At 71.8% G+C, this 24,313-nt stretch carries 18 protein-coding genes and 1 riboswitch; of the genes, 15 read left to right on the top strand and 3 right to left on the bottom strand.

The annotated features are described in order from the left end of the window. Window positions 1–499: 499 nt before the first annotated feature. A riboswitch (cyclic di-AMP (ydaO/yuaA leader) is annotated at window positions 500–728 on the top strand. Between the two features lie 3 nt (window positions 729–731). After that, window positions 732–1,205, top strand: coding sequence for a transglycosylase SLT domain-containing protein (locus ACFWBB_RS08920; protein WP_385268633.1), 474 nt, complete (start codon window positions 732–734; stop codon window positions 1,203–1,205). A 45-nt stretch (window positions 1,206–1,250) separates the two neighbouring features. Here ACFWBB_RS08920 and ACFWBB_RS08915 read toward each other — a convergent pair whose 3' ends face one another. Next, window positions 1,251–2,075 carry an HAD family hydrolase gene (locus ACFWBB_RS08915; protein WP_385268631.1) on the bottom strand — a complete coding sequence of 275 codons (825 nt, stop codon included), beginning with the start codon at window positions 2,073–2,075 and terminating at the stop codon, window positions 1,251–1,253. 314 nt (window positions 2,076–2,389) lie between these two features. On the opposite strand from ACFWBB_RS08915, the gene ACFWBB_RS08910 reads away from it, so the two are divergent. The 6 genes from ACFWBB_RS08910 to ACFWBB_RS08885 all read left to right on the top strand — a co-directional run bounded on the left by ACFWBB_RS08910 (window position 2,390) and on the right by ACFWBB_RS08885 (window position 10,190). Next, window positions 2,390–3,454 carry a GNAT family N-acetyltransferase gene (locus ACFWBB_RS08910; protein ID WP_385268629.1) on the top strand — a complete coding sequence of 355 codons (1,065 nt, stop codon included), beginning with the start codon at window positions 2,390–2,392 and terminating at the stop codon, window positions 3,452–3,454. A gap of 534 nt (window positions 3,455–3,988) precedes the next feature. Then, window positions 3,989–5,299 carry a glycosyltransferase gene (locus tag ACFWBB_RS08905; RefSeq protein WP_385268627.1) on the top strand — a complete coding sequence of 437 codons (1,311 nt, stop codon included), beginning with the start codon at window positions 3,989–3,991 and terminating at the stop codon, window positions 5,297–5,299. Window positions 5,300–5,484: 185 nt separating this feature from the next. Then, complete coding sequence (locus ACFWBB_RS08900; protein WP_385268625.1) at window positions 5,485–6,261, top strand: polysaccharide deacetylase family protein; 777 nt, start codon at window positions 5,485–5,487, stop codon at window positions 6,259–6,261. Window positions 6,262–6,352: 91 nt separating this feature from the next. Beyond that, on the top strand, window positions 6,353–8,287 hold the full coding sequence (locus tag ACFWBB_RS08895) for a hypothetical protein (RefSeq protein ID WP_385268623.1): 1,935 nt from the start codon (window positions 6,353–6,355) through the stop codon (window positions 8,285–8,287). Between the two features lie 116 nt (window positions 8,288–8,403). Beyond that, window positions 8,404–9,054 carry a hypothetical protein gene (locus ACFWBB_RS08890; RefSeq protein WP_385268621.1) on the top strand — a complete coding sequence of 217 codons (651 nt, stop codon included), beginning with the start codon at window positions 8,404–8,406 and terminating at the stop codon, window positions 9,052–9,054. After that, on the top strand, window positions 9,051–10,190 hold the full coding sequence (locus tag ACFWBB_RS08885; RefSeq protein ID WP_385268619.1) for a glycoside hydrolase family 26 protein: 1,140 nt from the start codon (window positions 9,051–9,053) through the stop codon (window positions 10,188–10,190). Before ACFWBB_RS08890 ends, ACFWBB_RS08885 begins: the two co-directional genes overlap by 4 nt. On the opposite strand, the gene ACFWBB_RS08880 is transcribed toward ACFWBB_RS08885, so the two are convergent. Both ACFWBB_RS08880 and ACFWBB_RS08875 read right to left on the bottom strand, forming a co-directional pair. Continuing rightward, window positions 10,111–12,708 carry an oligosaccharide flippase family protein gene (locus ACFWBB_RS08880; RefSeq protein WP_385268617.1) on the bottom strand — a complete coding sequence of 866 codons (2,598 nt, stop codon included), beginning with the start codon at window positions 12,706–12,708 and terminating at the stop codon, window positions 10,111–10,113. The genes ACFWBB_RS08885 and ACFWBB_RS08880 overlap by 80 nt on opposite strands. After that, window positions 12,701–13,936, bottom strand: coding sequence for a DegT/DnrJ/EryC1/StrS family aminotransferase (locus ACFWBB_RS08875; RefSeq protein WP_385268615.1), 1,236 nt, complete (start codon window positions 13,934–13,936; stop codon window positions 12,701–12,703). The genes ACFWBB_RS08880 and ACFWBB_RS08875 overlap by 8 nt, the downstream gene beginning before the upstream one ends. Window positions 13,937–14,237: 301 nt before the next feature. On the opposite strand from ACFWBB_RS08875, the gene fahA reads away from it, so the two are divergent. The 8 genes from fahA to ACFWBB_RS08835 all read left to right on the top strand — a co-directional run bounded on the left by fahA (window position 14,238) and on the right by ACFWBB_RS08835 (window position 24,230). Next, entirely contained in the window at window positions 14,238–15,449 is a 1,212-nt protein-coding gene (fahA, locus tag ACFWBB_RS08870; RefSeq protein WP_385268727.1) for a fumarylacetoacetase, read from the top strand. A gap of 358 nt (window positions 15,450–15,807) precedes the next feature. After that, entirely contained in the window at window positions 15,808–16,746 is a 939-nt protein-coding gene (locus tag ACFWBB_RS08865) for a M56 family metallopeptidase (protein ID WP_385268613.1), read from the top strand. Window positions 16,747–16,868: 122 nt separating this feature from the next. After that, complete coding sequence (locus ACFWBB_RS08860) at window positions 16,869–17,657, top strand: GntR family transcriptional regulator (protein WP_385268611.1); 789 nt, start codon at window positions 16,869–16,871, stop codon at window positions 17,655–17,657. A gap of 208 nt (window positions 17,658–17,865) precedes the next feature. After that, window positions 17,866–18,093, top strand: coding sequence for a ferredoxin family protein (locus ACFWBB_RS08855; protein ID WP_020130156.1), 228 nt, complete (start codon window positions 17,866–17,868; stop codon window positions 18,091–18,093). Between the two features lie 30 nt (window positions 18,094–18,123). Continuing rightward, window positions 18,124–19,479, top strand: a complete 1,356-nt coding sequence (locus ACFWBB_RS08850) for an ABC transporter substrate-binding protein (protein ID WP_385268608.1) — start codon at window positions 18,124–18,126, stop codon at window positions 19,477–19,479. After that, on the top strand, window positions 19,476–20,360 hold the full coding sequence (locus ACFWBB_RS08845) for an ABC transporter permease (RefSeq protein ID WP_385268606.1): 885 nt from the start codon (window positions 19,476–19,478) through the stop codon (window positions 20,358–20,360). Before ACFWBB_RS08850 ends, ACFWBB_RS08845 begins: the two co-directional genes overlap by 4 nt. After that, window positions 20,344–21,159, top strand: coding sequence for an ABC transporter ATP-binding protein (locus tag ACFWBB_RS08840; protein WP_385268604.1), 816 nt, complete (start codon window positions 20,344–20,346; stop codon window positions 21,157–21,159). Before ACFWBB_RS08845 ends, ACFWBB_RS08840 begins: the two co-directional genes overlap by 17 nt. A gap of 11 nt (window positions 21,160–21,170) precedes the next feature. Continuing rightward, window positions 21,171–24,230 carry a fumarate reductase/succinate dehydrogenase flavoprotein subunit gene (locus ACFWBB_RS08835; RefSeq protein ID WP_385268602.1) on the top strand — a complete coding sequence of 1,020 codons (3,060 nt, stop codon included), beginning with the start codon at window positions 21,171–21,173 and terminating at the stop codon, window positions 24,228–24,230. Window positions 24,231–24,313 lie beyond the last annotated feature (83 nt).

Raw genomic sequence — 24,313 nt, 5'->3', positions numbered from 1 at the left:
GCTCCGCAGGCCAGGCGGTATCGGATCACGCCCGATATGTTTTTGATCAGCTCAGATGAGCGGACATGAATAGAAATGCCGGGAAGCGACGATTCATGTCCGCGCCAGGGTGGCCGGCAGGCCGATGACCCCGCCCGTCCACCCCCGCCCACGTGACGACGATCACGCACCCCCTCCAGGACTTCTCCATCCGGCACCCCTTCACGGACCCACCTCCCGCGCCCGGATTTCGCACGCGACTCATCGACGGTGCTTTAACGATGAGTTGGGCCTAATGCCCGATTCGCCGCTCTTGTGAACGCTGGTGAGTTGGCTCACTCCCCTCGACCGCCCGGGCCGACCTCGCCCTTCACCGATTCTCCGCACGCCCCAAGCAAGTTGAAGCTTTGCACCCACAAAGGATCAAGCACCCCATAGGTCACAGACCAAGGTCAATAGGGGTCAACTGTGAATCCGGTACTTGTTTCGGACATGTGCTCTCGCATACGTTCCCGGCCTGTCGGGCGGAACGCCGAATCCTGCCGCCGCCCGAACCACCCATCGAGAACGCTCGGCAGGAGCGGGGGAACCAGGTAAGTCGCCGAACCGGATGTTCCGGACGTCTTGGATGTATCAGACGTTTCGGACCACCCGGTACGGCTTGGGGTCAAGTCGCACCCGTAAGACGCGACCGGGCAGCTCCCGCCCGAACCCGACAGCTCACCTCGCAGGCGCTGGAGAGGAAAATCATCATGCCCGCTGCCGCTCAGCCGCGCCGCAACCGTCTCGTCCGCACGCTCGCCGTCGCCGTCACCGGCGCCGCCGTGCTCGCCCTCCCGCTCATCGGCGCGACCGGCGCCTCCGCGGCGACGCCGACCGTCGCCACCGCCACCAGCCTCGGCTACTCCAACAACCTCGACGGCTGGATCCGCGCCTCCCTCCAGGTCATGGGGCAGCACGGCATCCCGGGCACGTACAACGGCATCTACCGCAACGTCATCCGCGAGTCCTCGGGCAACCCCTACGCCATCAACCTCTGGGACTCCAACGCGGCCGCGGGCATCCCCTCCAAGGGGCTGCTCCAGGTCATCGACCCGACCTTCCGCGCCTACCACGTCTCGGGCACGTCGTGGAACTCCTACGACCCGGTCGCGAACATCACCGCCGCCTGCAACTACGCGGCCGCGCGGTACGGCTCGATCGACAACGTGTTCGGCGCGTACTGACCCTCGCGTCGGTGCCGATCCGTTCCGCGGTACCGGCCTTCCCGGTCATGGAAACAATCGTTCGAGGACGACGGCCACGCCGTCGTCCTCGTTCGACGTCGTCACCTCGTCGGCCACCGCCTTGAGTTCCGGATGGGCGTTGGCCATGGCGACACCACGAGCCGCCCAGTCGAACATCGGGATGTCGTTGGGCATGTCCCCGAAGGCGATGGTGTCCTCGGGCCGCAGCCCCAGACGTTCGGCGGCCAGGGCCAGCCCCGTCGCCTTGGTGATCCCGCAGGGCTGAAGCTCGACCGTGCCCGGCCCGGACATGGTGACGGTGGCCAGCGAACCGACCACCGAACGGGCCGTCGCCGCCAACTCGTCGTCCGACAGGGTGGGATGGCGCAGCAGCACCTTGCTGATCGGCTCGCACCACAGGTCGTCGCGCCGACCGACACGCAGGGCTGGCAGCGTCGGGTGCGGCATGCGGTAGCCCGGCTCGATGAGCGTCAGCCCGTCGACGCCGTCCTGGTCGACGGCCGCGTACAGCTGCCCGACCTCCGCCTCGATCTTGCCGAGCGCGGTCTCGGCCAGCTCCCGGTCCAGGGTGACCGACCACAGCAGACGGTCCGCGCCGGCGTCGTACAACTGCGCGCCCTGCCCGCACACCGCGAGCCCCCTGCTGTGCATCCGGTCGAGCAGCGGGCGCACCCGGGGCGCGGGCCGTCCCGTCACCACCAGGTGGCGTGCGCCGGCGGCCACCACCCGCGCGAGTGCGTCGAGCGACCGGTCGGAGAAGGTGTCGTCGCCGCGGAGCAGCGTTCCGTCCAGGTCGGTGGCGATGAGGGAGTACGCGGTGCGCGCGGCATATGCGGTGGGTGCGGCCATGATCAGAGAATACGGATCCCACGCCCCTCGGGTTCGACGCGAACCGGACGACGGCCAGTCCTGTCCTGTTCTGCCAACTCCCCTTGTACGACTGGCTCTGTGCGACTGGCTGAGGACTGCCTGGGGACCGGCTGAGGACCGGCTGGGGGAAACGGCTTTCCGGTACATCGTCGGACAGCGGGCGGTTGAGGGCCTCTGCACCGGTTGGCGACAACATGCGACGCTACCTACCGCGACGACCGGATGGAGCGGTACCGTCCAGGTGTCCAGGGGGACTTGATCGGGGGGTCAGGTTGAGCAGTGGGCGCATTCGTGTGCTGAGGCCGCAGGAACTCGGCGAGGGGGAGAAGGAGCGGTGGCGCGCACTGCGTGCCGCGTCGGCGCTTCCGCGAAACCCCTTCATGGAACCGGAGTTCACCGACGCCGCGGGTCTGGTGCGGCCCCACGCGCGCGTGGCGGTGGTGTACGAGGGGCGTGAGCCGGTCGGCTTCCTGCCCCACGAGCGGGGCCGGTTCGGCCAGGGCCAGGCCCTCGCGTACGGGGTCTCGGACGCGCAGGGCGCGGTGCTGGCCCCGGGGCTCGGACTGGACACCGTCGAACTGATGCGGGCGTGCTCCCTGTCGAGCTTCGCCTTCGACAACCTCGAGGCGGAACAGGGGCTGTTCACCCCGCACGCGGCCGAGGAGTACACCTCCTATGTCATCGACGTCGGAAAGGGCTACGAGACCTACGAGTCCGTACTGCGCGTCCGGTCGCCGAAGTTCCTGAAGACGACTCTGGCCAAGGAGCGCAGGCTCGGCCGTCAGGTCGGGGAGCTGCGGTTCGTGTTCGACGAACGCGATCCGGCCGCGCTGCGCACGCTCATGGCGTGGAAGTCCGCGCAGTACCGCAGGACCGGCCGCCGCGACCGGTTCACGCAGGAGTGGATCACCCGGCTCGTGTACGCGCTCGCCGAGACACGCGCGCCGGAGTGTTCCGGCACGCTCTCCGTCCTCTACGCCGGCGACCAGCCGATCGCCGCGCACTTCGGGCTGCGTTCGTCGACCGTCCTGGCCTGCTGGTTCCCTTCGTACGAACCGGGGTTCGCGAAGTTCTCGCCCGGCCTGGTGCTGCATCTGCGGATGGCCGGGGCGGCCGCCGCCGAGGGCATCGGCCTGCTCGACCTGGGGCGGGGCGCGGCCGAGTACAAGGACTCGCTGAAGACCGGCGAGATCCCCGTGTACGAGGGAGCGTGGTCGCGTCCGGGGGTGGGCGCCGCGCTCCACTGGCTCAGCCGTGAGCCGTCCCGCCGCGCGCACCATTTCGTTCGCAACCGGCCGAGGCTCGCCGCGGCGGCCGCACGGACCTTGGAGGGCGTGGGCCGACTGCGCCGATCGTGACGGAGAACGCCGGTCCGCACAGTCATGAGACAAGGGGGGTTCATGTCGCGCGCAAGAGGGGCGCAGCAGGAGGTACAGCGGTTCCTCGCTGTCCGGCCGGTGCAGATCGCCGAGCTGGAGCTGGACGGCGGTGGCCTGCTGAGACCCGGTCCGGGCAGTCCGCCCGTCATGCCCGGCGAGGTGTTCGTGCTGGTCAGGAGCGGTGGCCGACCGATCGGAACCCTTCTCGGACAGGTCCCGGAGGGCGCCGACCCGAAGTCGGTCCTCATGGACCTGGCCACTCATGAACATGCCCCAACCGGGCACACCGGGGCGGAGGATGCTCCGGCGGGAGGTGCGCCAGCGGGGAGTGCGCCGACGGGGGACGCGCCCGCGGGAGGAGCGCCGACGGGGCGAGCTCCGGCGGGAGGTGCGCCGACGGGGAGTGCACCGACGGGGCGAGCTCCGGCGGGAGGAGCGCCGACGGGAGGTGCGCCGGCGGGGCACACGGGGGCGGGGCACACGGGGGCGGGGCACTCCGGGGCAGGGGACTCCATGACTGGGCTCGCCCATCTGCCCGACCCGGCGGATGGGCGAGCCCTCGACCCGGCGCATGGCCCAGCCCCCGACCCGGCGCAGGGCCCAGCCCCTGCACCGGCGCGTGGCCCAGACCCCGGTCCGACGCTCGGCCCGGCCCCTGATCCGGCGCGTGGCCCACACCCCGGACTGGCGCACGGTCCGGCGCGCGGCCTGGTGGGGCCTGACGGCGGCCCGGCGCGCGGACGGGCCCATGCGCCGGACGGCGGCCCGGCTCCCGGCCCGGCTCCCGGCCTGGCTCCCGGCCTGGCTCCCGGCCTGGCTCCCGTACCGTTCACCACCGTCGTCATCGCCACGCGCGAACGTACCGAGAAGCTCGCTCACGCCCTCGACTCGCTGCTCGCCCAGGATCACCCGGACTTCGAGATCGTCGTCGTCGACAACGCGCCCGTGACGCGTGCGACCCGGGAGCTGGTCGAGCGCGAGTACGCCGAGCGCGTGCGGTACGTGGCCGAACCGGTGCCCGGTCTCGCCGTCGCGCACAACAAGGGCGTCGAGACCGCCCGGGGCGAGGTGATCGCCTTCACCGACGACGACGTCGTGGCGGACCCGTGCTGGCTGACGGAACTCACCGCGCCCTTCACCGCCGACCCCGGCCTCGGTTGTGCCACCGGCCTGATCCTTCCGGCCCGGCTGGCTACCCCTGCCCAGGTCCTCCTGGAGAGCCACGGCGGGTTCGCAAAGGGGTTCACGGCCCGCACGTACGATCCGAAGGCCCCGCCCGCCGACGAACCGCTGTTCCCGTTCACCGCGGGCCGCTTCGGCTCCGGCGCCAACATGGCCTTCCGTACGGCGGTGCTGCGGACGGTCGGCGGCTTCGACCCGGCGACCGGCGCGGGCACACTCGCGCGGGGCGGCGACGACCTCTACGGGTTCGTCCGCGTCCTCGCCGAGGGCCACCGGCTGCACTACACCCCGCGGGCCCTGGTCTGGCACCACCACCGGGAGACCTGGCGGGACCTGGAGACCCAGGCGTACGGCTACGGCGCCGGCCTCACCGCCTATCTCACCGCGATCCTGGTCAACCGTCCCGGCCTGCTGCCCGCGTTCCTGGCCCGGCTGCCCCGGGGCCTCGCGCACGCGCGGACGCTCACGGCCGGCCGGGACGGCGCTGCTGCGGCGGACGGCGCACCCGGCGGACACGACGACCGGAGCCACGCCTGGCCGGGCCGGCTCTCCCGGCTGCAGCGGCGCGGCATGCTCTACGGGCCGGTGGGCTATCTGCGGGCCCGGCGCGCGCTGCGCGCGCTGCGAGGTGCGGCGCGATGACGGCCTCCGCGCACAGAGCCGGCGCGGACAACGGCGACGGAAATGTCAGCGACGGCAGCAGCGGTGGCGGCACCGGTAGCGGCGCAGGGGGCGCCAGTGGCAGCCCGAGGGGTGCCGGTAGCAGCGCAGGGGGCGCCGGTGGCCGTGGAGGGGGCGCAGGTGGCCGTGGCACGGAGAGCATCCCGGTGTTCCTGTACCACGCCGTGATGGAGGATCCGCCCGACTGGATCGCCGAGTTCACCGTCACCCCGAAGCAGTTCGGCGAGCACCTGGACGCCGTCGTGGACAGCGGCCTCACACCCGTCACGATCAGCGCGCTCGGCGACCACCTCGCGGGGCGGGCGCCGCTGCCGTCCCGGCCGGTGCTGCTCACCTTCGACGACGGCTTCGCCGATCTGCCCGGTGCGACCGCCGAGGCGCTGGCCGGGCGCGGGTTGTCCGCCACCGCCTATCTCACCACCGGAGCGATCACGCGGGGCTGGCGCAGCCTGCTGCCGCCCGCCCCGATGATGACGCTGGAGCAGGCTGCGCGCCTCGAGCAGTACGGCATGGAGATCGGCAGTCACACCGTCACCCACGCACAACTGGACACTCTCGCTCCGCGAGCGCTGGCGTACGAACTGCGGCTGTCGCGCTCGGTGTTGGAGGACGCCCTCGGTCATCACGTCCGTCATCTCGCCTACCCGCACGGCTACAACAGCGGACGGGTACGGCGCATGGCGGCGGCCGCGGGCTACGAGACGGCCACCGCGGTGCGGCACGCGCTCAGTTCGGACCGCGACGAGCACTACCGCATCGCCCGGCTCATCGTGCGCCGCAGTCACACCGTCGCCGATGTCCGAAGCTGGCTGGCGGGGTCCGGCGCCCGTGTCGCCCCCTACCGCGACGGGCCCAGGACGGTCGGCTGGCGCTGGTACCGACGTGCCCGTGCCGTCGTGCAGGGGCCGGTGTTCGCAGGTTGAGCCGAGTTCGACGATTTTGGTGTGAAAAGAAGCAAAAATTCCTATAGTTGGCACGAGGGAGGGGGACCTCGACGTGCAACAAAACGTGCCTGTGCCGAGCACACCCGTACCTGGCACGCCTGCTCCTAGTACCGAGAGCAGTGAGCAACCCACTCCTGACCTCTCCACCGGACCTGGCAGTCGTCCGGGTCCGGGCAGTCCGGGTCCGGGCACCGGCGGTGACCGCGGGCCCTGGCGGATCCCACGCCGTCCACCGGACGCCTGCCTGCTGACACTGCTGCTCGCCGCCGGGCTGTGGGGGTACGCGCTGCCCCGCGTCGGCTTCCGCGAGATGGGCGACTACGGCCTGCTGGACCGCCTGCCGGTCGCCTACTACCTCTCGCTGCTCGTTCTCACCGCGGGCTTCGTCCTCAGTCTGCGGCGCGCGGGCACCGCACCCTGGTGGCCGGCCGCACACTGTGCCGCGCTGCTCTTCGCGCTGAAGGCGCCGCCGGCGGTGCTGTACGACGCGGTGCGCTACCCGTGGGCCTCCAAGCACGACGCCATCGTCAACACGCTGCTCACCAACGGTGAGCTGCGACCGGGCGCGGCACTGTCGGGCAACATGTCCGCGTACGACCAGTGGCCGGGCTTCTTCACTCTCAACGCGGGTTTGGTGCGCGTCTTCGGCGTCGAGAGCGCCGCCGTGTACGCCAACTGGGCGCCGATCGTCTTCGGCCTGCTCATGCTGCCGGTGCTGGTCCTCATCTACCGCACCTTCTGCGAGGACTGGCGGCTGGTGTGGACAGCCGTCTGGGTCTTCCAGCTCGCCAACTGGGTGGGCCAGGACTACTTCGCCCCGCAGGCGCTCGCGTATCTGCTGCATCTGACGGTCCTCGCGGTGGTGCTGCGGCACTTCGTGCGGCCCGGGTCGGCCGGACGGCTGCGCGACCGCACCTTCCTCGACCCCGTGGCGGCCCCCGTGCCGCCACCCACCGGCAGCAGACAGCGCGCGGTGTGCGTGGTGATCCTGGCCCCGCTGATCGCCGCCATCAACGCCACGCACCAGCTCACCCCGGTGATGCTCACCATCTGTCTGGTCACGCTCAGCTTCACCCGCCGCTACCGCAACTACGGGCTGCTGGTCGTCGCCTCGGTGCTGATGCTCACCTGGGACCTGACGATGGGTCGTCCCCTGTTCGTCGAGACGCTCTCCACCATCGAGAAGTCGATCGGCGAGCTGACGGAGAACTCCCGCGCGGGCTACGCGGGGCAGCTCACCGGGCCCGGACCCGAACTCGCGGGCACCGCCAACGTGGTGATGGTGCTCGCGATCGCCGTCCTCGCCGGGACCGCCGTCGTGCTGCGGCGCCGGCTGACCCGCAGCGCGCTGCCACTGCTGCTGGTGTCCGTCGCCCCGGTACCGCTGTTCGCGGTCAACGACTACGGCGGCGAAATGCTCTTCCGTGTCTATCTGTTCGCCCTGCCCGGGGCGGCCTTCTTCGCCGCAGCCACGCTCGTGCCGGCCGTCGCGGGGACCCACCGCAGCAGGGCGAAGGCGCTGCGGCGCAGGGCCGCGGCCGTCGCCCTGCCGGCCGTCCTGCTGATGCTGCTGGCCGGCTTCCTGCCGTCGTACTACGGCAAGGAGAAGATGTTCTACACACCGCCGGAGGAGACCGCGCTGGTCACCAGGGCTCTCGATAACGCCCCCGACGGCTCGCTGATCCTCGCCACCAGCGGTTCCTTCCCGCAGGCGCTCCACCACTACGACCGCCTCGAGCACTGGTTCTTCGCCGAACAGGCGCTGCCCGAGAACGAGAGGATGCTGAAAGACCCGTCCGACTACCTCGCGGGCGGGATCCCCCCGGGGGCGAAGGCGTACGTCGTCCTCACCCGCACCCAGGACGTCTACGCCTCCGGAGAGGGCCTGCTGCCGCCCGGCGGCTTCGAGACCCTGCGTTCGAAACTGTCCTCCTCGCCGCTCTTCCGAACCATCGAAAGCCATCCGTACGGCATCGTCCTCGAGTACGACCCGGCCACTCCCTGACGACCGTGACAGGCCCGACGGCCTGACAGGCCCGACGGCCGTGACAGACCTGCCGATCATGCCCACCGTGATGACCACGGCGGATGACCACGACGAACGACCACAGGGTGATCGCATTGACGACCGCAGACTCCGCGGGCATCGGCAACAAGGACATCGACAACGAGGTCATCCGCAACGAGGCCGGTGAGGTGAACGAGGTCGGTGAGCCGCGGGAGGTGGGCGGACTGGGCCAGGTCGTGGACGACGACTTCATGGGCGACGAGGTCATGGGCGACAGGGGCATGGGCGACAGGGGCATGGAAGAGAAGGTCATGGACCACGAGGTCATGGACGACGCCGAAGCGAGTACAGGCCTCGGGGTCTCCCCCACCCAGCTGAGACTCCTCGTCGCGGCCTCCGGCTGGCCGGCCCTGGCCGCCACCGCCGTACCCGGCCCCTCCCCGCTGCGCTGGGTCCCGGTGCTGCTGTTCGTCCTGTTCGGTCCGGGCTGCGCTGCGCTGTATCCGCAACCGGGCCACCTGGCCTCCGGTGCCCGGCTGGAGGCGATCGCGCTCGCCGCGCCGATCAGCCTCTCGCTCGGGGTACTGGCAGCAACCTCGTTGTTCCTGGTCAAGGCCTTCTCGATGACCGCCTTCCTCATCTCGCTCGCCTGCTTCACCACAGTGACCTCGGCCCTGCCGGGGCTGCCGCTGCCCGCCGCCCGGCGCGGCGCGGTCGAACGTGCCAGAGTCAGGCGCAGCCCCTCGGGCGGTAGCGACGCATGACGGGCTCGGAACAACGTCACCCGGGTGGCGAGCCGGGAAGCGCGAGGCGTGCCTACAAGGCCGTCGTGCTGGTCGCGGTGGCCGCGCTGCTCGCCGGGCTCGGCATCTGGGCCGGCCGCTCCGACGACCCGGACTCCGCCACGGACGCCCTCCCCGACAACGCGGCCTCGGGTGAGCTGCCCACCGGCGCCTGCGCCCCCACCGGCACGCTGATCCCGCCCTGCGGCGCCTGGTGGGGCGCCGCCGTGCCGTATGCCGAGGACGGCTCGCTCAAGGACGCCGTGCACGGCTTCGAGAAGAGGATCGGCCGCAAGCTGGATCTCGTCTACAACTACCACGACATGTCGGGCTCCGAGCTCGACGGGGAACTGCTCACCCCCGACGAGCAGGAACTCGGGAAGGACAGGCTGCTCATGCTGGCCTGGGAGTCCACCGTCTGGACCGAACCGCACCACGAGAACTGGACGGAGACCCAGCTCGGCTGGAAGAACATCGCCTCCGGCAAGCTGGACGGGAAGATCCTCGATCCGCAGATCCGGCGCATCAAGGCCTACGGCAAACGTGTCTTCCTCTCCTTCGACCAGGAGACCGACGCCCGTATCGAGGAAGGCGCGGGCACCCCGGAGGAGTTCGTCGCCGCGTACCGCCATGTCCGCGGCCGGTTCCGTGAGCTGGGCGCCGACAACGTCGTATGGGTGTGGACCGTCTCCGGCTACCTCGGCAGCGCGGCCGACATGAAGGCGCTCTACCCGGGAGACGAGTACGTCGACTGGATCGCCATGGACCAGTACAACTACTACCAGTGTCACGGCACCAGCGACTGGAAGGACTTCCTGCACAGCCAGCGGCCCAGCTACGACTGGCTGCGCGAGAACATCAGCGAGGACAAGCCGGTGATGCTCGCGGAGTTCGCCACCGCGCCCGACGCCGACGCCCCGCAGCGCCAGCGCGACTGGTACACCCGGATCCCCGCCGCCGTGAAGAAGCTCCCGCAGGTGAAGGCGCTGGTGCACTGGAACCGGCCGACCTCCGGGAAGCCCGAGTGTGATCTGACCGTCAACGAGGGCCCGGGTCTCGAGGGCTACCGGGAGGCGGGGAAGAACGGCTACTTCCACCAGCCCGTGCCGTCCCGCTGACCGGGCCTCTCGGTTGACGGGCCATCGCACGGTGACGGGTGGAGAGCGACCGGAGCGCGGCGGCGAGGCCGAGGACGGCGAACAGGGGCAGGGCCGCCGGCGCGAGCTCGAGCCGCCACACCCAGCCGCCCAGCGCCACGAGATACAGGACCCCCCAGCGCCCCGGCCAGGTCAGCCACCGGTCCGCACGCGTGAGCAGCAGCCACAGCGGTATGAGGCACAGCAACTGCACGGCCGGCGGTGTCCAGCGCAGCAGCGGCCCGGGCCCGTCGAGCCCGGTCGCCTCCGCCAGGAGAGCGGCCGCCTTCGCGTAGAACGCCCCACCGACGGGTGACGGCTCCCGGCCGAAGGCGACGGGTACGACGTACAGGGCGAGCAGCACCGACCCCAGGGCCGCCCCCGGCAGCAGCGTGCCGCGTGCCGTGCGCAGCGTCACCGCGCCGACGAACACCGCGAGCAACAGGCCCCCCGCGACGATCGCCATGAGCGGCAGCGCCGCCAGCTGCTGACGGCCGGTCAGTACATCCTCCGACGGGCCGTCGAGCCACGGCAGCTCGCGCAGCGCCGCCCAGAACACCACGGTGGCCAGGCCGAGCACCCCCCACAGCCCACCCGCCATCCACCGCTCCCGGCCCCTACCCGCGCTCGACGACGCCCGGTGCCCGGCCCCGACCCACCGCTCCCGGCCCCCACCCGCATTCGGCCGCTCCCGGCCCCCGGCCCCGACCCACCGCTCGCCGCCCCCACCCGCGTTCGACGACTCCCGGCCCCCGTTCGCACTCCGCCGTTCCCCGGTCCTGCCCGTGATCCACTGCTCCCGGCCTCCAGTCGCGGCCCACCGCTCCCGGTTCCCGGCCGCGCCGGACCGGTCCGGCGCGATCTCCCGGACCGACTCGCCCCGCCCCTCGGCTCCCTGGACCCCCTGAGCCCTCTCGGCCCCCTCGCTTTCCCGGGCGTCCTCGGACTCCTGCGGGGTCCGCCTTATCAGCGCCAGGGTGTCCGCCTGCAGCGCCTCGCGTTCGTAGCCGGGGCGCCCTATGAACAGGGTGACCGTGTCCTCGTCGACGCCCTCGCGTTCGTGAGCCGCCCGGCGCGCCCAGTTCGTGCCGTACCCGGCGGTTGCGTTCAGCCGCGCCCACTGGGTGCCGTAGGCCGGGGCAGCGGCGGACCGACCGGCGGGCCGACGGTCGTCGCGGCGCAGCGCGGAGCGCAGACCGACGGCGGAGACGGCCGCGATCAGGGTCATGCTGAGCAGCACCGCCCAGCCCGCGCCCGCGATCCCGGCCGGGGCGAACAGGACGGCCGCACTGCCCAGCACCAGCGCGCACATGGCGCCTTGGAGCGCGGCGAGCACCCCGGTCCGGCCCTGCACCCGCAGCACCCCGATGTACAGCTCGACCACGACCCGGGGCAGCGCCCCGGCGGCCAGCAGCCGCAGCACGGCGGTGCCGTGCTCGGCGTAGTCCTCGTTGAACGGCAGCAGGATCTGCGGGGCGAACACCACCAGGACCAGCACCACAGGCACCAGCAGCAGCGTCATACGGCGCAGCGCCCCCCGCACCCCTTCGACGAGCTGCCGCGGATCGTGCGAGGCGTGCGCGGTGAGGGAGGAGGCCATGTTGATGGCCATGAACTCCATCGTGCCGCCGACGGTGTACGCCACATAGAAGTAGCCGTTCTCCGCCGCGCTGAAGCGGACCGCGACCATCACCGGCAGCAGGTTGATCATCGCCAGGCTGAACAGCGCGCCCAGCGAGTCACCGGCCAGGAAGCGGCCCATCTCGCGCAATCGCGGAGGTTCCTTGTCGCGGTCGTCGGCGGCCTGGCGCGGGATCAGCCGACGAAAGATCAACCAGCCCAGCGGCAGCGTCGAGAACGCGATCGCGACGGCCCAGGACACGAAGATGCCGAGCACCGGCAGCGCGGTCGCGAACATGGCCAGCAGGATCAGCTTGCCGACGGAGAACACCGCGTTGCCGATGGGCACCCATCCCGACCTGCGCAGACCGGTGAGCACCCCGTCCTGGAGCGTGAGCAGCGCCCATGCCACGCACGCGACGACGAACGTCGCCCCCGCGGCGGCGGTGCCGAGCGGCGCGTACGTCGCCCCCCACAGGTCCAGGGTGAGCAGGAAGACGAAGGCGGCGACGGCGACGACCACCGAACTGGCCGCGTACGCCCGCCACACCAGCGAGCCCGTGGCCGGCCCCGCGCGCGGCACGAAGCGGACGACGGCCCCGATCAGCGTCGTCGCCGTGATGCTGGCGAGCAGCCGCATCGCCGCGATCGCGGCCGAGCCCTGCCCGACGGCCTCCTCCGAGTAGTAGCGCGCGGCCACCAGCCAGAAGCCCAGCCCCAGCACGGCGGACACGCCCGTGCTGAGCATCAGGAAGTAGGCGTTCTTGAACAGGGACCGGGAGTCGTGGGTGTCGTCGGCCGGTGTCGTGCCCGCCGCCTCCTTTCCGGCGGGCGGTGCCGATGGTTCGGGTACCTGGATCTCGGCCTGCGTCTCAGCCACGGGTCGGCTCCAGCCCTCCCGGCCCCTCGGCCGGCCGTACGCCGGACTCCTGAAGCACCTCGACGACCTGCCGGGCGCACAGCGGATCCACCGGCAACGCGTGCCGGGCGAACCAGCGGGCCCCGGCCGGATCGGGCGACAGGTCGGTGAAGGCGGCACCCGCGTAGTCGTCCAGGGGCGGGTCATAGAGGTACCCGACGACGATGCCCCGCCGCGCGAGCGCCGCCCTCGCGGCCTCCCGGTCGGCGACGAACAGGGGTACCCGGAAGAGGGGTTGGACCCGATCGGCACGGGGTGTGCCGGGGCGCGCCCACGCTGTGGACAGGAGCAGCTCCGTGCCCGCCCGGCAGGCCGTCAGCACCTCGTCCAGGTGGTCGAGCCGGCGGCCGATGCGGCCCGCTCGCAGCGGCCCCGAACGCAGCCGGTAGTCGTGCATGTCGACGCGGACCCAGGAGTCGTGCGCGGTGAGGTCCGGTGCCGTCTCGACGGCGCGGGCCAACTCGGCCGGCCGCAGGGGCATCCGGATCTCCTCCCGTTCCATCAGTCCGAGCAGCCGCATGGTGGCCCAGGCGGCCCGCCGCAACCGCAGTCCCCGCACGGTCGCCTCCGCGTACGGCCGGACGGTGTAGGCGAGTTCCGCCGCGAACCGTCCCGGCAGCAGCAGGTCCTCGCAGGTCTTCTCCAGCGTCTCGCGCAGTCCCGGGTCGGCGCAGGCCAGGAATCCACCGGCCTTGGCCCCGACATGCTTGGAAAGGCTGAAGACGGAGGCGTCGCCCCAGGCCCCGACCGGTCTGCCGCCCACTTCGCTGCCGATGGCGTGTGCCCCGTCCTCGAACAACGGGATGCCCAGCGCGTCGCACTTCTCCCGCAGGCGCGGCGTGTCGTCCGGGTTGCCGTACAGATTCGTCGTGAGCACGCCGGACAGCGAGTCCCACATCTCGTCGGGCACGGCATCCACGTCGATCGACGCGTCCAGCGGGTCCAACGGCGCCTGCACGGGCCGTAGTCCGGCCGCGATCACGACGAAGAAGATCACGTCGTCGTTGACCGGCGACATCAGTACGCGTCCGCCGGGCGGGCACCAGTGACGCAGGGCCACGTACAGCCCGAACCTGCACGACGGTACGTACACACAGTCCCGGCCGAGCCTGTCGCGCATGGCCGCTTCCAGCCGCTTCGGCCGTGAGCCACTCCGCGCCGACCCGAGGCCGGCCTCCCCTATGGCCATCCGCCCCCCAGTTGTGCCGGGGGAAGGCCCCCTCCCCGAGGCCTTCCAGCACCCGCCCAGAGTCTCCCCTTTCGCACCGCTCCGTCAAGATTGCGTACCGGTCGGGGGACGACCGCGAGTGAGCAACCGGAAGCGGAGAGCTGCCGGCCGAAGGGCCCAGCCGGGCCGGTCCCCATGTCACTTCCACGGCGTCAGCCGTAACGTGTGGCGCGGCTCGGCGCACCCTCGCGACACCCGCTCGGGGTCCGGCGAGCCCTACATGGCGAGCACCAAAGAGCGCACGAAAGAGAGGCAGTACCCGATGCCCCCCTTCGACCTTCCCGAGGGCGATCCCTTCGGTCCGCACAACCTCCCCTACGGTGTCTTCTCCCTCCCGGGCTCCACGGAGCGGACCGTCGGCGTCCGGCTCGGCGACCACGTCCTCGACGCGGGCGCGGCGGCCCGCGCGCTCGGCTCGCCACACGTCGGCCTGCTCGCTGCGCCGACGCTCGACCCGCTGCTGGCGGCAGGACGTACGACCTGGTCGCAGGTGCGCCGCGCCCTGACGGAATGGGTGACCGACCCCGCCCACCGTCCCACCGTCGAACCGCTCTTCCATCCCCTTTCCGGCGTGACCCTGCACCTCCCCTTCCAGGTCGCCGACTACGTCGACTTCTACTCCTCCGAGCACCACGCCCGGAACGCGGGAGCGATCTTCCGCCCGGACGCCGGAGACGTCCTCCTGCCCAACTGGAAGCACCTGCCGATCGGCTACCACGGCCGGGCCGGCACGGTCGTGGTCTCCGGCACGGACGTCGTCCGCCCGTCGGGGCAGCGCAAGGCGCCCACCGATCCGGCCCCTGTCTTCGGCCCGTCCGTGCGGCTCGACATCGAGGCGGAGGTCGGCTTCGTGGTGGGGGCGCCCTCGCAGCAGGGCAGCCCGGTCGCGCTGGCCGACTTCCGCGAGCATGTGTTCGGTCTCTGCCTGCTCAACGACTGGTCGGCCCGCGACCTCCAGGCCTGGGAGTACGTCCCACTCGGCCCGTTCCTCGCCAAGTCGTTCGCCACGTCGGTGTCGGCGTGGATCACTCCCCTGGAGGCCTTGGAGAACGCGCGGGTGGCGCCCCCGGAGCGGACCCATCCCCTCCTGCCCTACCTGGACGACGCGGCCGCCGAACCCGGCGGTTACGACCTGCGCATCTCCGTCGCGCTCAACGGCCACGTGGTCTCCGATCCGCCCTTCGCCACCATGTACTGGACGGCGGCCCAGCAGCTCGCCCACCTCACGGTCAACGGCGCCTCCCTGCGCACCGGCGACCTGTACGGCTCCGGCACGGTGAGCGGCCCGAACCCGCACGAGCGCGGCTCCCTGCTGGAACTGACCTGGAACGGCCGTGACCCGCTGGAACTCCCCGACGGCAAGCGCACGTTCCTGGAGGACGACGACGTGGTGACCCTGTCGGCGTGGGCCCCCGGCCCCGACGGCGCACGGGTGGGTCTGGGAGAGGTGAGCGGACGCGTGGTCGCCGGGTGAATCGACCGTTGCACCGACCGGTGCGGCGACCGTTGCTGCGACCGTCGGCAGGGCCCGGGGCGAGGGGGGTGACGGAGCCGGGGGCAAAGCCGGTGACGGAGCCAGGACCAAAGCCCGTGACGGAGCCGATGGCGGGGTGGCTGACGGTACCGGGGCCGAGGCGGAGCAACCGGGGCTGAATCGGGGCGGCGTCGTGGGCTGACTCCAGGAGTAACCGCCGTCATACTGGCGGCGGGCACGGTCCTCGTGCCGAGCCCGCCGCCCGTGGCGGTCCGCACGCATGCGGGCACGCGGAACGCGACAACCCGCGTGCACGTGGCGCCCGCCCCCTTCCCGACCAGGATCCGGAGCCCATGGCATGACCCTCTGCCTGCTCCTGCTGAGCGTCGTCGCTCTGTCGGCCGCCGTGCCGGTTCCGCGTGTGCTCACCCGGTCCGCGTGGCCCGAGCGGGAGCCGGTGATCGGGCTGTGGGTGTGGCAGTGCCTGGTCGCCACGGTGCTGCTGTGCTGCCTGACCGCCCTGACACTGGGCGCCGCTGCCGTGTTCCACACCGTCCGCGCCCGGGTCTTCGCCCCCGCACCGCCCGGGGTCTCCGAGGCGTACGACCTCTCCGCCGCCCCTCTGTGGGCCGCGGCCCTCACCCTGCTGCTGGCCTGCGGCGCCGCCTGGACGACCGCGATGCTGGCCCGCGAACTCTTCGACGCGCGCCGCCGCCGCGGCCGGGCCAGGGCGCACCTGCGGGAGCGGGCCCCCGACCTGCCCGCCGGCCTGCCGTCCGCCCGAGGCCCGCTGCTGGTCCTGGAGGACGAGTATCCCGACGCCTGGTGGATGCCCGGCAATCCACCCCAGCTGATCGTGACGACCGGCGCCCTGCACCGCCTCACCTCCCACCAGCTGGACGCCGTCCTCACCCATGAGCGCGGCCATGCCCGCGCCCACCACGACTGGCTGCTCCACCTGTCGACCGCCCTTGCCACCGGCTTCCCCCGCATTCCGCTCTTCTCCCACTTCTGCGATCAGACCCACCGCCTGGTCGAACTCGCCGCCGACGACACGGCCTCCCGCCGCTGCGGTCACCTGACCACGGCGCTGGCCCTGATCGAGCTGAACCAACACCGGGGCGTCCTGTCCTGCGCCTCCAGCCACCGTCTCCTGGGCGAGCGCGTCGACCGCCTGCTCCAGCCGCCGCCGCGACTGCTTCGCCGGCACCGGGCGCTGACGACGACGGTGGCCACGCTGGTGCCCCTGCTGCCCCTGCTGATCACCTTCGCCCCAGGACTGACGGCGTTGTCCTGACCTGGCAGATCTTGTGCAGGCCGAGCCGGTTTCCGCAGGTCAGCGCTTTGCCTGACGCTCCAGCAGGTGGCGCAACACTCCGGCAACACTGCTTTTCCTACTGGCTCGCTATGGTTCGAAACATGCCACCCACCGACCGCATCCGAGACCACGCCGGCCAGGGCGCGACCACCGTCGCCGCCCACCGCGCGCGTCGTCGGCTGCGCGCGGACCAGGCGCGTCAGCTGGCCGACCTGCTACGCCGCCAGCTGCTCACCGACGGCTTCCCGGACGGCACGCTCCCCCACGAGTCGATCCTCGCCACGGACTACCGTGCCTCCCGAAACACCGTCCGCCAGGCCCTCGACCTCCTCCGGGCGGAAGGGCTGGTCGAGCGCCTCCCGGGCGTCGGCACGGTCGTCGTGGCACAGAAGTACCCGCACGGCCTGGACCGCCTGATGGGTCTCGCGGAGACCCTGCACGAGCACGGTCACGTCACCAACGAGGTCCGCACCATGGGCCCCGTCGCCGCACCAGCCCCGGTGGCCGACCGCCTCCACGTACCGCCCGGCACCGACGTGCTCTACATCGAACGCCTGCGCCGTCTGGGTGGCATCCCCCTCTCCCTCGACCTCACCTACATCCCGCTCGACATCGGCACCGCCCTGCTCGGCGCCGACCTGGAGAACACCGACGTCTTCCGCCTGCTGGAGGCCGTCACCGGGCAGCGCCTCGGCCACGCCGAGATCACTCTGGAGGCGGTGACCGCGGACGCCCACTCCGCCGCCGTACTGGAGGCACCGCGCGGCGCCGCCGTCCTGATGCTCGAACGCCTCACCCACCTCGCCGACGGCCGCCCGGTGGACCTGGAGTTCATCCGCTTCCGCGGAGACCGCATCTCGATGAGCGGCCTGCTGCACCGCTCCGTCTGACATCTCCCGTCGGTCTCACTTCCACCCTCGCTTCCGCCTTCGTTCCTCCCTCTCCTCCGCCCACTCGCCCGCCCACTCGCCCGTCCGCTTGTCCGTCCGCTTGTCCGTCCCCTCTCCGCCCTCAACCCTTCATCGTTCGGCACGGCCTCATCGGTTCACTGCCGCTCGGGATTTCTCAGAAATTCTCGGGACTTTTCTGGAGACAGCCATGACCTTGGCACCCCAGCGGGCCGACGTGCCCGTGACCATCGACGAGTCGAAGTGCATCGACGGCTGCACGCTCTGTGTGGACATGTGCCCGCTGGACTCCCTCGCCATCGACGAGAGCAACGGCAAGGCCTACATGCACGTCGACGAGTGCTGGTACTGCGGCCCGTGCGCGGCCCGCTGTCCCACCGGAGCCGTCACGGTCAACATGCCCTACCTGCTCCGGTGAAAGGCCCGAACCTCCATGCATCCCAAAGCGATGAAATCCCGAGCGGCGAAGTCCGAAGTGATCGCCGCGGCCGGCGCCCTCCTCCTGCTCCCCCTCACCGGATGCGGCAGCGCCGAGGCCGGTAGCGGCTCCACGGTCACTGTCACCGTCGGCTACCAGTCCAAGACCATCAACACCGTCACGGCAGGCACTCTGCTGCGCTCACTCGGCTATTTCGAGAAGGAGTTGAACGCACTCGGCGACGGCAAGACCTACAAGGTGGACTGGCAGGACTACGCCACCGGCGCCCCCATCACCGCGCAGATGACCGCCGGGAAGATCGACATCGGCTCGATGGGCGACTTCCCGCTCCTCATCAACGCGGCCCGCGGCAAACAGCTCGGCAAGCCCACCCACCTGGTCTCGGTCACCGGCTACAACCTCCGGGGCGGCCTCAACACCATCGTCACCGCACCCGACTCCAAGCTCGCCTCCATAGAGGACCTCAAGGGCAAGAAAATCTCCACCAGCATCGGTTCCGCCGCCGACGGCACCCTCGTACGGGCCTTGCAGCGCGCCGGCATCGACCCTGACAAGGGCATCGAGAAGCTCAACCAGCAGCCGGCCGTGGGCGCGTCGGCCCTCTCCGCGGGCAGCGCCGACGCTCTCTCGCAGTTCGTCGCCTGGCCAGGTCTGCTCGCCTACCAGGGCAAGGCGAAGGCCCTGTACGACGGTGCCCAGCTGGACCTGCCCACCTTCCACGGCGTCACCGCGCGCGAGGACTTCGCGAAGAAGCGCCCGGCCGTGCTGGAGGCGTTCCTGAAGGCGCAGTCCGAAGCCACCGACTACATCGACACGCACCCCGTGGCCGCCGCCGAGAAGGTCGCCGAAGCCACCGGTCTGCCCGCCGAGGTCGTCTACCTCTACAACGGCGCGCACGGCATCTCCACCTTCGACCCGGCCGTCAAGCCCCAGCTCGTCTCCGCGCTCAAGGAGGACGTCTCGATCCTCAAGGCGGCGAAGCTGACGGGAGACGTCGACGTGGACTCCTTCGTCGACGACCAGTACGTGAAGAAGGCGCTCGGCTCGTCGTACGCGGAGCAGCTCGCCACCTCGCCCGCGCCCGCCGCGAGCGAGGTATGGCCGAAGGACGCCACCGAGACCCGTACCTTCAAGTCGCCCGCCGAACTGCTGACCTACGTCGCGCAGCACAAGGACGGCATCCGCGCCGCCTACGTCCCCGACGCCACCACCGGCACCCTGTGGTTCGCCGACAAGGCCGTCTGGGTCGCCGACGGCGAGACCCTTCTGCCGTTCGTCGCCCCGGCGACCGCGCAGGCCTATGTCGACGCCCATGGCGGCGCCCGGATCATCACGTACGCCGACGCGCTGGGGCGTGTGTCGTGACCCGGTATGCGCTGCGGACGGCCTCGGTGGCGGCCGCCCTCGGCCTGTGGCAGCTGCTGACCAGCCTGGACATCGACCTGTGGCTGCGGTTCTCGCAGTTCCCCACCGTCGCCGACGTGGCCCGCGCCTTCGGCGACCGCCTGGCCGGCGACGACTACTGGACCGACCTCGCCGACAGCCTCACCCGCATCGTCACCGGATTCCTCCTGGCCGCCGTGCTGGGCGTGGCCACGGGCGTGCTCGTGGCGCGCTCGCGCCTCGCCGAGGACCTGCTCGGACCGATCCTCGAAGTCGTCCGCCCGATCCCCGCGATCGCCCTGGTGCCCGTCGCGATCCTGCTCTTCCCCTCCAACGAACAGGGCATCGTCTTCATCACCTTCACCGCCGCCTTCTTCCCGGTGATGGTCTCCACCCGGCACGCGGTCCGCGCGCTGAGCCCCGGGTGGGAGGAGGCGGTACGCACCATGGGCGGTGGCCGGTGGCGGATCCTCGGCTCGGTCGTCCTTCCCGGGGCGCTGCCGGGCATCTTCAGCGGTCTGTCGGTCGGCATCGGCGTGTCGTGGATCTGTGTGATCTCCGCCGAGATGATCTCCGGTCAGTACGGCGTCGGCTACCGCACCTGGCAGGACTACACGGTCGTCGACTACCCGGGGGTGTTCGTCGGCATGGTCACGATCGGCGTGCTCGGCTGGGCCACGTCCACGGCCGTGGAACTGCTCGGTCGCCGTCTCACCCACTGGCTGCCCCGCACCTCGTACGTCCCCCCGGGCCGGACCCGGCCGGGGAGCGACCGGTCGGCCGCGCCGGCACCGGCGGCCTCCCCCGCCGCCGTCCCCACCGGACCCGAACCCGAGGAGGCGCGCGATGAGCACCTCGTCTGAGACCCGCGAGACCAACCGTGGGGACACCGTCGACGCGGCCACCGGTACGGCTTCCGGCACCGCCGTACGCGGTACCCGGCTCACCCTCCGCGCGGCCACCCTCGGCCGCCCCGACGCCGCCGCGCTGGCCGATGTCGACCTGGACGTCCCGCCGGGCGAGATCCTGACCGTCGTCGGGCCCTCGGGCTGCGGCAAGTCGACGCTGCTGCGCACCCTGGCCGGGCTGCTGCCCGCGCTGACCGGCGCCGTGGAGCAGGACGGCCGGCCGATCGGCGGCCCGGCGGCGGACCGCGCGCTGGTCTTCCAGGAGGACGCCCTCCTCCCCTGGCGCACCCTGCTGTCCAACGTCGAACTTCCCCTCGCCATCCAGGGTTCACCGCGCGCGGAACGCAGGAAGCAGGCCGGGGCCTGGCTCGAACGGGTCGGACTCGCCGACCGCGCACGGCAGTTGCCGCACCGCGTCTCCGGAGGCCAGCGCCAGCGGGCGCAACTGGCCCGGGCCCTCGCCGCGGGCCCGCGCGCCGTCCTCATGGACGAACCCTTCGGCGCCCTCGACGCCCAGACCCGCGCCGGCATGCAGGACCTGCTGGTGGAGGTGCTGCACGGCACGGGCGCGACCGTCGTCTTCGTCACCCACGACGTGGACGAGGCCCTGTTCCTCGGCGACCGCGTGGCCCTCCTCGGCGCGGGCCGCCTCCTCGCCGTACGGGACGTGCCGCGCCCGCGCGACCGGGCCGCCCACGACGACCCGGCACGCGTGGCCCTGCGACGCGACGTCCTGACCTCACTGAGCATCTGAAAGGCACCCCGGTGGACACCCTTCTGCAGATCCCCGCGCTCGGCGACGCCGAGGAGCTGACCTGCGACGTCCTCGTCATCGGTGGCGGCACCGCCGGCACCATGGCGGCCCTGACCGCCGCCGAGCGCGGCGCGGACGTCCTGCTTCTGGAGAAGGCCCACGTCCGCCACTCCGGGGCACTCGCGATGGGCATGGACGGCGTCAACAACGCGGTCATCCCCGGCCGCGCCGAGCCCGACGACTACGTCGCCGAGATCACCCGTGCCAACGACGGCATCGTCGACCAGTCCACCGTCCGCCAGACCGCCACCCGTGGCTTCGCCATGGTGCAGCGCCTGGAGTCGTACGGCGTGAAGTTCGAGAAGGACGAGCACGGCGACTACGCGGTGCGCCAGGTCCACCGTTCCGGCTCCTATGTGCTGCCCATGCCGGAGGGCAAGGACGTCAAGAAGGTCCTGTACCGGCAGCTGCGGCGGCGCGAGATGCGGGAGCGGATCCGGATCGAGAACCGGGTGATGCCGGTGCGCGTGCTGACCTCTCCCGAGGACGGGCGGGCCATCGGGGCGGTCGGCTTCAACACCCGCACGGGGCGGTTCGTCACCGTCCGCGCGGGCGGGGTCGTCCTCGCGACGGGCGCCTGCGGCCGCCTCGGCCTGCCCGCCTCCGGCTACCTGTACGGCACGTACGAGAACCCCACCAACGCGGGCGACGGCTACGCCATGGCCTACCACGCGGGCGCCGAGCTGACCGGCATCGAGTGCTTCCAGATCAACCCGCTGATCAAGGACTACAACGGCCCCGCCTGCGCCTATGTCGCCAACCCCTTCGGTGGTTACCAGGTCAACCGGCACGGCGAACGCTTCGTCGACTCCGACTACTGGTCGGGCCAGATGATGGCCGAGTTCGCGGCGGAGGTCGCGAGCGACCGGGGCCCGGTGTACCTGAAGCTGAGCCACCTCCCCGAGGAGTCGGTCTCGGCGCTGGAGTCGATCCTGCACTCCACCGAGCGACCGACCCGGGGCACCTTCCACTCCGGCCGCGGACACGACTACCGAACGCACGACATCGAGATGCACATCTCGGAGATCGGCCTGTGCGGCGGTCATTCGGCCTCGGGTGTACGGGTGGACGCCCACGCCCGGACGACCGTCCCCCGCCTGTACGCCGCCGGCGACCTGGCCTGTGTCCCGCACAACTACATGATCGGCGCGTTCGTCTTCGGTGACCTGGCCGGCTCGGACGCGGCCCAGTACAAGGCGTACGAAGGTGAGCTGCCCGCCGACCAGCTGCGCGAGGCGCACGAACTGATCTACCGCCCGTTGCGCAACCCGGAGGGCCCGCCACAGCCCCAGGTCGAGTACAAGCTGCGCCGCTTCGTGAACGACTACGTGACCCCGCCGAAGTCGGGCGCGCGGCTGTCGTTGGCCCTGGAGTCCTTCGAGCGGATGCGCGACGACATCGCCGAGATGGGGGCCCGTACCCCGCACGAGCTGATGCGGTGCGCCGAGGTCAGCTTCATCCGTGACTGCGCGGAGATGGCGGCGCGCGCCTCGCTGGCCCGTACCGAGTCCCGCTGGGGCCTCTACCACGAGCGTCTCGACCACCCCCGCCGCGACGACGCCTCCTGGTTCCATCACCTCGATCTGCACAAGTCCCCCTCCGGTGCGATGGAGTTCACGGCCCGTCCCGTGGCTCCCTATCTGGTTCCGGTCGACGAGTTCACCCCCGTCGGCGGCCCCTCACGACATCTCGGCGAGATCCACCCCGAACAGGTGGCCACGGCCGGTTCACGGGACGTGGCACCCGTCGCCACCGGGGCCGAAACCGCGTCCGCGGGGGCTGCCCCGGGGGTGAACGGCACCTCGGCGCCTTCGGCACCCGAGTTCGGGTCCGTTCCCGAGCAGCCCTCCTCTCTTCGGTCCTCCTCCCGTCTTCTCGAGCTCGTCGCCCTCGCTGAGGAGGAGCCCGAACTCGTCGCTCTTCTGCCGTACTTGACCGATCCGGCGCCGGTCGTCCGGCGCGAGGCCGTCGCCGTCCTCACCGAGACCGTGCCGTCGGGCACCGGGCCCGCCCTCGCCGAGGCGCTGCGTGACCCCGCCACGGAGGTGCGCTCCGCGGCGGCGGCCTCGCTGCGGGAGCTCGTCGAGACGCTGCCGCCGGAACCCGCCCTGCGCGACGGGCTGGCCGCCGCCCTGGCCGAGTCCGATCCCGTCGTCCGCGCCGCGGCCCTGGACGTGCTGCGCGCCCTGCGCCTCGGCGACGCCACCCTGTTCGCGGGCTCTCTCACCGACGCCGACATCGCCGTCCGTATCGAGGCCGTCCGCGCCCTGGTGTCCGTCGATGCAGCCGACGAACTGGCCCGCGCGGCGACCGCCGACCCGTCCCGCGAGGTCCGCGTCACCATCGCCAAGTCCCTGGCCACGGTGGCGGTCGGCCGCCTGAGCGACACGCCCCTGTCCGGCTCTGACAACGGCCCTGGCCTTGGCCCTGCCTACAGCCCAGGCACCGGTGCCGGTGCCGGTGCAGGGGCGGGGGCCGGTGCAGGGCCGGGGGCCCACCCGGGCTCTGGCCACGGCTCCCTTGACACCTCAGCCTCAGCCTCAGCCTCCGGCTCCGGCTCCGGCTCCGGCTCCGGCTCCGGCTCCGGTACAGGCTCCGGCTCCGGCTCCGGCTCCGGCTCCGGTACAGGCATCGCCCTCGAGCACGATGCCGTCCACGCGGCCCTCGTCGGGCTCGTCGACGACCCCGACGCCTTGGTGCGGGCCGCCGCTTACGGGGCGTTGGGCACCACCGGCTGCCCGCTGCCGCTCGCCGCCCGGGCCGTTACCGCCCTGGCCGACCCGGCCTGGCAGGTGCGCGCCGGTGCCGCCACCGCGCTGTCCGTGGCCCACCCGGACACGGCAGTCCCCGTCCTCGCCAAAACCCTGGCCGACCCGAACGCCGACGTCCGCAAGGCCGCCGTCCTGGCGCTGACTCGCCACCGTGCCTCGGAGGCCGCCCACGAGGCCCTCGCCACGGCGACGGCGGACTCCGACGCGGACGTCAGGGCGTACGCGACACGCGCCCTGTGACGAACCGGTCCAGCTGAAGCCGGCCCCCCGACCTCCCAGCCATCCAGCCCGGCCGACCGGTCGTCCAGCCCCCTGTCCCCCTC

The sequence above is a fragment of the Streptomyces sp. NPDC060000 genome, from assembly GCF_042737375.1.
In the GTDB taxonomy this organism is placed as follows: Bacteria; Actinomycetota; Actinomycetes; order Streptomycetales; family Streptomycetaceae; genus Streptomyces.
This window is presented reverse-complemented; position numbering and strand designations above follow the sequence as displayed.

Coding starts and splice junctions, on each gene's coding strand:
- ACFWBB_RS08875 (WP_385268615.1), bottom strand. CDS start 13,936: ATGGCCATAGGGGAGGCCGGCCTCGGGTCGGCGCGGAGTGGCTCACGG.
- ACFWBB_RS08885 (WP_385268619.1), top strand. CDS start 9,051: ATGACGGGCTCGGAACAACGTCACCCGGGTGGCGAGCCGGGAAGCGCG.
- ACFWBB_RS08850 (WP_385268608.1), top strand. CDS start 18,124: ATGAAATCCCGAGCGGCGAAGTCCGAAGTGATCGCCGCGGCCGGCGCC.
- ACFWBB_RS08865 (WP_385268613.1), top strand. CDS start 15,808: ATGACCCTCTGCCTGCTCCTGCTGAGCGTCGTCGCTCTGTCGGCCGCC.
- fahA (WP_385268727.1), top strand. CDS start 14,238: ATGCCCCCCTTCGACCTTCCCGAGGGCGATCCCTTCGGTCCGCACAAC.
- ACFWBB_RS08855 (WP_020130156.1), top strand. CDS start 17,866: ATGACCTTGGCACCCCAGCGGGCCGACGTGCCCGTGACCATCGACGAG.
- ACFWBB_RS08860 (WP_385268611.1), top strand. CDS start 16,869: ATGCCACCCACCGACCGCATCCGAGACCACGCCGGCCAGGGCGCGACC.
- ACFWBB_RS08920 (WP_385268633.1), top strand. CDS start 732: ATGCCCGCTGCCGCTCAGCCGCGCCGCAACCGTCTCGTCCGCACGCTC.
- ACFWBB_RS08915 (WP_385268631.1), bottom strand. CDS start 2,075: ATGGCCGCACCCACCGCATATGCCGCGCGCACCGCGTACTCCCTCATC.
- ACFWBB_RS08840 (WP_385268604.1), top strand. CDS start 20,344: ATGAGCACCTCGTCTGAGACCCGCGAGACCAACCGTGGGGACACCGTC.
- ACFWBB_RS08905 (WP_385268627.1), top strand. CDS start 3,989: ATGACTGGGCTCGCCCATCTGCCCGACCCGGCGGATGGGCGAGCCCTC.